Consider the following 7,267-nt stretch of genomic DNA (forward strand, 5'->3'; position numbering starts at 1 on the left):
GGGTCGGCGGTACCCGGGCGGCGCGGTCCGCGCCCCGCCCCGGAGCGGTCCGGGGATCCGGCCCCCCGCGGGGCAGGCCCGGCCGCCCCTGCGGCGATCACCCCGATGGCCGCGCGCGCCTGCCGAGGGGTCATCACATCGGGCCAATAGGCTGCCCAATCCCGTCTTCCCGCGACGGTTTCCGGGACGATTCCGCCCAGAACCCTCGGCTGGGAGGCCCCATGCTGCACCCCGTTCCGCATCCGTCGAAGAAGCGCGCCGCCGTACTGCTGTCGCTCTCCGCCATCGCCGCCGCCCTCGCGAGCCCCGTCGTCGCGGCTCCGGCACCCGCCGCGGCGCCCGCGCCCGCCCCGGCCGCCGCCACCCTGCGCTGGACCGGCTGCGCGACGCCCCGCTACCCGACGCTCCAGTGCGCCTCCCTGAAGGTCCCGCTCGACCACGACCACCCCGCCGGGCGGCAGATCTCCCTGGCCCTGACCCGGGTCCCGCACACCGCCGCCACCTCCCAGGGCCCTCTGCTGGTCAACCCCGGCGGCCCGGGCGGCAGCGGGCGCGCCCTGGCCGGTTTCGTCGCCTCCGCGCTGCCCAAGGACGTGGCCGGCCAGTACGACGTGATCGGCTTCGACCCCCGGGGCGTGGGCAAGAGCGAGCCCGTCCTGGACTGCGGGGCCGGTCACTTCAAGCCGGTCCGGCCCGACTCCGTACCCCTCGACCCGGCGACCGAGCAGGCCAACCTGGAGCGGGTGCGGTCCTTCGCCGAGTCCTGCCAGACCAGGCACGCCGACGTCCTCCCGTTCGTGGGCACCGTCTCGGCCGCCCGCGACCTGGAGGTGCTGCGCACGGCCCTGGGCGCCGAGCGGCTCAGCTACTTCGGCTACTCCTACGGGACCTACCTGGGCGCGGTGTACGCCCGCCTCCACCCGGACCGGGTGCACCGTCTGGTGCTGGACTCCGTGGTCGACCCGGGCGGGGTCTGGTACGAGGACAACCTCGCCCAGGACCAGGCCTTCGACGCCCGCCACAAGTCCTTCCTGGCCTGGGTGGCCCAGTACGACGCCACCTACCACCTGGGCACCGACCCGGCCGCGGTCGAGGAGCGCTGGTACGCGATGCGCACGGCGCTGCGGTCCGCTCCGGCGGGCGGGAAGGTGGGGCCGGCGGAGCTGGAGGACACCTACATGCCGGGCGGCTACTACAACGGCTACTGGCCGGCCCTCGCCGAGGCCTTCGCCTCGTACGCGGTGCGCGAGGACCCGAAGCCGCTCGTGGCGGCGTACGAACGGTTCGGGGCGGTGGAGCCCTCGGCGGGCAACGGCTACAGCGTGTACACGGCGGTGCAGTGCCGGGACTCGGCCTGGCCCCGGGACTGGAACCGGTGGCGGGCCGACATGTGGCGCACGCACGCCAAGGCGCCCTTCATGACCTGGAACAACGCCTGGTACAACGCCCCCTGCGCGTTCTGGAAGACGGAGCCGCTCCAGGCGCCGGACGTGACGAACCACGACCTGCCCCCGGCGCTGCTGTTCCAGGCGACCGAGGACGCGGCGACCCCCTTCGAGGGCGCGGTGACCATGCGCGACAAGCTGGCCGGCTCCGCGCTGGTGGTGGAGGAGGGCGGCGGCAACCACGGCATCGCCCTGAGCGGGAACAAGTGCCTGGACGAGAAGCTCGCCGCGTACCTGAGGACGGGTCAGGCCGCGGACGCCACCTGCCCGGCCCAGCCCGCCCCGAAGCCGGCCGCCGCGACGCGCGCGGTGCCGCCGTCGGCCGGGGGAGCCGCCCTGCACGGACTGCTGGGGTTCCGCGGCTGACCCGTACCCGGCAAGATCGTGTCCATGACCATTTCTGAGAACGACGGCGGCGCGCTCACCCGGATCACGGCGCCCGAGGGGGTCGCCCCCGGCCACGGCTACCAGCACGTCGTCTGGGGGACGGGGCGTTTCGTGGCCGTCTCCGGGCAGTGTGCCCTCGATGAGAAGGGCGAGGTGGTCGGCGCGGGCGACCCGGCGGTCCAGGCCCGGCAGGTGTTCGAGAACCTGCGACGGTGCCTGGCCGCGGCCGGGGCCGGATTCGAGGACGTGGTGAAGCTGACCTACTTCATGACGGACACGGCCCACTTCCCGGCCGTCCGGGCGGCCCGCGACGCGGTGATCCCCCCGCACCTGCTGCCGGCCTCCTCGGCGGTGGTGGTCTCGGCCCTGTTCCGGCCCGAGCTGCTCATGGAGATCGAGGCCTTCGCGATCGTCCCGGAGACGGGCGGCCCCTGACGGGCAGCCGCTGACGGGCGGCCGCCGGGGACGACCGCCGCGCCGGCCGGGCGGGACCCGGCTACGCGTCCGGGTGGCCGGCCAGCAGCCGGCCCAGGGCGTCGGTGGCCGCCGCCGCCAGCCGGGGGTGGGCCTGGGCCCGGACCAGGACGTCGCGGGCGCGCGGGTCGGCCAGCGCCCCGAGCCCCTCGACACAGGCGAGGGCCACCCGCCAGTACGGGTCGTGCGGCGCGAGCAGCCTCGACAGGGTGGCCATCAGCGCCGGGGCCGACTCGGGGGCCCGCAGCGCGGCCAGCAGCCGGACCGGGTGCAGGGCGTAGGCGGTGCGCAGGGCGTTCGTCGCCAGCGCCGCCGCCGCGCGGGCGGTGCGCGGATCCCCGAGGACGGCGAGCGCCTGCGCGGCGGCCTCGCAGCGCGCCGGGTCCCGGTGGTTGAGCAGCAGGACCAGCGGCTCGAAGGCACGCCGGTCCCCCGCCAAGCCGAGCCGGTAGGCCGCCAGTTCGCGCGCCCACAGGTGCCGCCCGGCGGAAGTCAGCGACGCGGCCAGCGCGTCRGGACCCGCCACGAGCAGTTCCCCGTACTCGGGCGATCCGTCCGCCTCGGCCCGCAGGCGTTCCAGCACGTCGTTCACACGGCCACCCTAGGGCCGGGCGGGCCTCGCCACGCCCCGTTCTGCGGAGTTCCGCGGTACCCGGTTGATCGATCATCGATGATCGGTACATTTGGGCGGTACAGGTCACATCTCCGTGCTCTGGCGCGCCAGTTACCGCCGGGTTACTGTCGTTCCACACGCACGGGACCGGCCTGGTGACGCAGCCTCCCGTGCCAGTCGGTTCACCGCACCACCCACCACGCACGGCAGGACCCCGGGACAGGGTCGTGCCGCCCAGGCCCGCCGCGCCCGGTCTTCCCGGACGCGACCACTGCGGGCCCACCCCGCACGGCACGCCCGTACGGCTCTGCGCGCACCGCGTCGACGCACGGCGTTTCCGCACCGCGTTTCCGCACCGCGTTTCCGCACCGCGTTTCCGCACTTCTCCGCACCCCTTCGCCGTACGGCACCCCGCGCGCACCGTGCGCCGCGCGCGCTTCCCAGTCGTCACCCTCATTCCACTGGAGTCCCGCGATGGACCTTCCGTCCACGTCCAGTCAGTCCACCCCGTCCGGCAGTCCGCGCACCGTCGCCGTCGTCGGCCTCGGCACGATGGGCACCGGCATCGCCGAGGTCCTCGCCCGGGCCGGCCGCGAGGTCATCGGCATCGACGTCAGCGAGGCCGCCGCCCGCCGGGCCACCGCCTCCCTCGCCGCCGCCACGGCCCGCTCCGTCGCCAAGGAGCGCCTCACCGAGCAGGAGCGCGAGGGGGTCCTGGCCCGCTTCCGCACCTTCACCGACCTCGGGGCCGCGGCCGACGCCGACCTCGTCATCGAGGTGGTCCCGGAGGACTACGAGCTCAAGCACCGCCTCTTCGACGAGCTCGACGCGATCGTGCGCCCCGACACGATCCTGGCCACCGGCACCAACGCCCTGTCGGTGACCCGGCTCGCCGCCGAGTCGCTGCGCCCCGAGCGGGTGCTCGGCCTGCACTTCTTCAACCCGGCCCCGGCGATGAAGCTCGTGGAGATCGTCTCCTGCGTGCTGACCGCGCCGCCCGCCGTCGAGGCGGTCACCGAGCTGGCCCGGGAGCTGGGCAAGCAGCCCGTCGCGGTCGGCGACCGGCCCGGTTTCGTCGCCGACGGCCTGCTCTTCGGCTACCTCAACCAGGCAGCCGCCATGTACGAGGCGAAGTACGCCTCCCGCGAGGACATCGACGCGGCGATGCGGCTGGGCTGCGGGCTGCCGATGGGCCCGCTGGCGCTCCTCGACCTGATCGGCGTGGACACCGCGCGCACCGTGCTGGAGGCCATGTACGCCTCCTCCGGCGACCGGCTGCACGCCCCGGCCCCGATCCTCGGCCACCTCGCCGAGGCCGGACTGACCGGCCAGAAGTCGGGCCGCGGGTTCTACACCTACGAGGCGCCGGGCAGCGCGGTGGTCGTCCGCGACCTGCAGACCCCGCTGGACGGGTCCCTGCTGGGCACGGGCCGCCCGGTCTCCTCGGTGGGCGTGGCCGGCTCGGGGACCATGGCGAGCGGCATCGCCCAGGTCTTCGCGCAGGCCGGCTACGACGTGGTGCTGGCGGCCCGCAGCCAGGAGAAGGCCGAGGCCGCGAAGGCCGCGATCGGGAAGTCCTTGGGCCGTGCGGTGTCCAAGGGCCGCCTGACCGAGGAGGCCGCCGCGCAGACCCTCGGCCGGATCACCCCGGCCGGTTCGCTGGAGGCCTTCGCCGAGGTGGACCTGGCGGTGGAGGCCGTCGCCGAGGACCTGGCCGTCAAGCAGGAGCTCTTCGCGGGCCTGGACAAGGTGTGCAAGCCGGGCGCGGTCCTGGCCACCACCACCTCCTCGCTCCCGGTGATCGCCGTCGCGCGGGCCACGGCGCGTCCCCAGGACGTGATCGGCATGCACTTCTTCAACCCGGCCCCGGCCATGAAGCTGGTCGAGGTGGTCCGGACCGTCCTGACGGCCGACGACGTGCACGCCACCGTCCGCGAGGTCTGCGCGAAGGTGCGCAAGCACCCGGTGGACTGCGGGGACCGGGCGGGCTTCATCGTGAACGCGCTGCTGTTCCCGTACCTGAACAACGCGATCAAGATGGTCGAGCAGCACTACGCCGGCATCGACGACATCGACGCCGCGATGAAGCTGGGCGGCGGGTACCCGATGGGGCCCTTCGAGCTGCTCGACGTCGTCGGCCTGGACGTCTCGCTCGCCATCGAGAAGGTGCTCCACCAGGAGTTCCGCGACCCCGGCCTGGCCCCCTCCCCGCTGCTGGAGCACCTGGTCGCGGCGGGCTGCCTGGGCCGGAAGACGGGCCGCGGATTCCGTGAGTACGCCCGCCGGTAAGGGGACTCCCCCCGATCCGGCGGTCCACGAGCAGGATGCGTGGGGAGGGCTGCTCGGGTCCGCCGGACCCTCACGGCGGACGAACCCTCCCGGGCCCAGTGCGGGCCCTCCCCCGCATCCACCCCTGTCCGACCCCCCACAGGCGCGCTCCCCTGCGCGAATGAAGTACTTTCGCCCTATGTCCCAGCCCGCCAAGACCTCACCCCGCGCCTCCTCGGCCTCCGACGCCCCGGAGAGCGCGGCCGGCACGCGGGCCGCCGCCCAGCGGCTCAAGATGCGCCGCGAGCTCGCCGCGGCCGCCATGGAGCTCTTCGCGACGAAGGGGTACGAGGCCACCACGGTCGACGAGATCGCCGCGACCGCCGGGGTGGCCCGCCGGACCTTCTTCCGGCACTTCCGCTCCAAGGAAGAGGCGATCTTCCCGGACCACGACGACACCCTGATCCGTGCCGAGGCGGTCCTGGACGTGGCCCCGGCGCACGAGCACCCGCTCGACACGGTGTGCCGGGGGATCAAGGAAGTCATGAAGATGTACGCCGCCTCGCCGGCGGTGTCGGTGGAGCGCTACCGGCTGACCCGCGAGGTGCCGGCGCTGCGGGAGCGGGAGATCGCCTCGGTGGCCCGGTACGAGCGGCTGTTCACCCGCTACCTGCTGGCCCACTTCGACGAGCAGGACCACCACGACGGCAACGACGATCCGCTGCTGGCCGAGGTGGCCGCCTCGGCTGTGGTCACCGCCCACAACCACGTGCTGCGGCGCTGGCTGCGGGCGGGCGGGCAGGGGGACGTGGAGGCGCAGCTGGACCACGCCTTCTCGATCGTCCGCAAGACCTTCGGCTCCGGGATCGGCGCGGGGCGTACGGCCGTCGCGGACGCCCCGGCCCCCGCTCCGCAGGCGGCCGTCCGCACCGAGGGGGAGGTGCTGGTCGCGGTGGCCCGCACCGACGCTCCGCTCGACGAGGTCATGAGGACCATCGAAGAGGCACTCAGGAACAGGTAGTCACGCTCGTCACAGTGGCCGCTCCCGATTCGGGGGCGGCCACTTTCGTTTGTCCGGGTTGCCCCTACTCGCCGGTAACTCTGATCGATCATCGCTCATCTGCGCAGGTCAATAGGCAAATGAGAGAAAGTTTTGGCACGCGGTGCCTTGCTGAGTGACACGGGGTGCCATACGTTGAATCTCGTCCGGATGTCCCCGCGGCCCACGCCCACTCGGCACGGAACGCGCCCCGGATGCCTGCGTCACCAGGCACCGCGCACCTCACCACGGGTGCGCCAGCACCACGCTCCGCCGGACCGACGGCACTCGCAGCACCCCCCACCCGCACCCACGCACGCAACGCGTATCCCTCAGCGCACCCTCATCAGCGCTCAGCCGGAGGCAATACCGTGAAGGACATCCTGGACGCGATCCAGTCGCAGGCCGCTACGGCCGCCGACTTCGCGGCCCTGCCGCTCCCCGACTCGTACCGCGCGATCACCGTGCACAAGGACGAGGCGGAGATGTTCGCCGGGCTCACCACCCGTGAGAAGGACCCCCGCAAGTCCCTGCACCTCGACCAGGTCCCGGTCCCCGAACTCGGCCCGGGCGAGGCCCTGGTCGCCGTCATGGCCTCCTCGGTCAACTACAACTCCGTGTGGACCTCGATCTTCGAGCCGGTCTCCACCTTCAGCTTCCTGGAGCGCTACGGGCGCCTCTCGGAGCTCACCAAGCGCCACGACCTCCCGTACCACGTCATCGGCTCCGACCTCGCGGGCGTCGTGCTGCGCACCGGTCCCGGCGTCAACGCCTGGAAGCCGGGCGACGAGGTCGTCGCGCACTGCCTCTCGGTCGAGCTGGAGTCCTCGGACGGGCACAACGACACGATGCTCGACCCGGAGCAGCGGATCTGGGGCTTCGAGACCAACTTCGGCGGCCTCGCCGAGATCGCCCTGGTCAAGTCCAACCAGCTGATGCCGAAGCCGGAGCACCTCAGCTGGGAGGAGGCCGCGTCCCCGGGCCTGGTCAACTCGACCGCGTACCGCCAGCTGGTCTCCCGCAACGGTGCCGGGATGAAGC

6 protein-coding genes are annotated in these 7,267 nt (G+C 73.4%); 5 read left to right on the forward strand and 1 reads right to left on the reverse strand.

The window, feature by feature from the left end; genetic code table 11:
• The first annotated feature begins 221 nt into the window (after nt 1-221).
• Nucleotides 222-1,811 (forward strand): alpha/beta hydrolase, encoded by a 1,590-nt coding sequence (locus AB4039_RS40555; protein WP_266843715.1) that lies wholly within the window; start codon nt 222-224, stop codon nt 1,809-1,811.
• Between the two features lie 24 nt (nt 1,812-1,835).
• Nucleotides 1,836-2,267, forward strand: coding sequence for a RidA family protein (locus tag AB4039_RS40560; protein WP_266843714.1), 432 nt, complete (start codon nt 1,836-1,838; stop codon nt 2,265-2,267).
• Between the two features lie 61 nt (nt 2,268-2,328).
• Here the strand turns inward: AB4039_RS40560 and AB4039_RS40565 are convergent, their stop codons facing one another.
• Complete coding sequence (locus AB4039_RS40565) at nt 2,329-2,898, reverse strand: adenylosuccinate lyase (protein WP_266843713.1); 570 nt, start codon at nt 2,896-2,898, stop codon at nt 2,329-2,331.
• Between the two features lie 495 nt (nt 2,899-3,393).
• Here AB4039_RS40565 and AB4039_RS40570 point away from each other — a divergent pair, with 495 nt between their 5' ends.
• From AB4039_RS40570 to AB4039_RS40580, 3 genes are all read left to right on the forward strand, one after another.
• Complete coding sequence (locus AB4039_RS40570; RefSeq protein WP_442273137.1) at nt 3,394-5,208, forward strand: 3-hydroxyacyl-CoA dehydrogenase family protein; 1,815 nt, start codon at nt 3,394-3,396, stop codon at nt 5,206-5,208.
• A gap of 178 nt (nt 5,209-5,386) precedes the next feature.
• Nucleotides 5,387-6,208, forward strand: coding sequence for a TetR family transcriptional regulator (locus AB4039_RS40575; RefSeq protein WP_266843711.1), 822 nt, complete (start codon nt 5,387-5,389; stop codon nt 6,206-6,208).
• A 389-nt stretch (nt 6,209-6,597) separates the two neighbouring features.
• The coding region (locus AB4039_RS40580) for an alcohol dehydrogenase catalytic domain-containing protein (RefSeq protein WP_442273138.1) at nt 6,598-7,267 on the forward strand (670 nt) is incomplete at its 3' end.

It is taken from the genome of Streptomyces sp. M-16, from assembly GCF_052114405.1.
Lineage (GTDB): Bacteria > Actinomycetota > Actinomycetes > Streptomycetales > Streptomycetaceae > Streptomyces.

Coding starts and splice junctions, on each gene's coding strand:
- AB4039_RS40555 (WP_266843715.1), top strand. CDS start 222: ATGCTGCACCCCGTTCCGCATCCGTCGAAGAAGCGCGCCGCCGTACTG.
- AB4039_RS40575 (WP_266843711.1), top strand. CDS start 5,387: ATGTCCCAGCCCGCCAAGACCTCACCCCGCGCCTCCTCGGCCTCCGAC.
- AB4039_RS40560 (WP_266843714.1), top strand. CDS start 1,836: ATGACCATTTCTGAGAACGACGGCGGCGCGCTCACCCGGATCACGGCG.
- AB4039_RS40570 (WP_442273137.1), top strand. CDS start 3,394: ATGGACCTTCCGTCCACGTCCAGTCAGTCCACCCCGTCCGGCAGTCCG.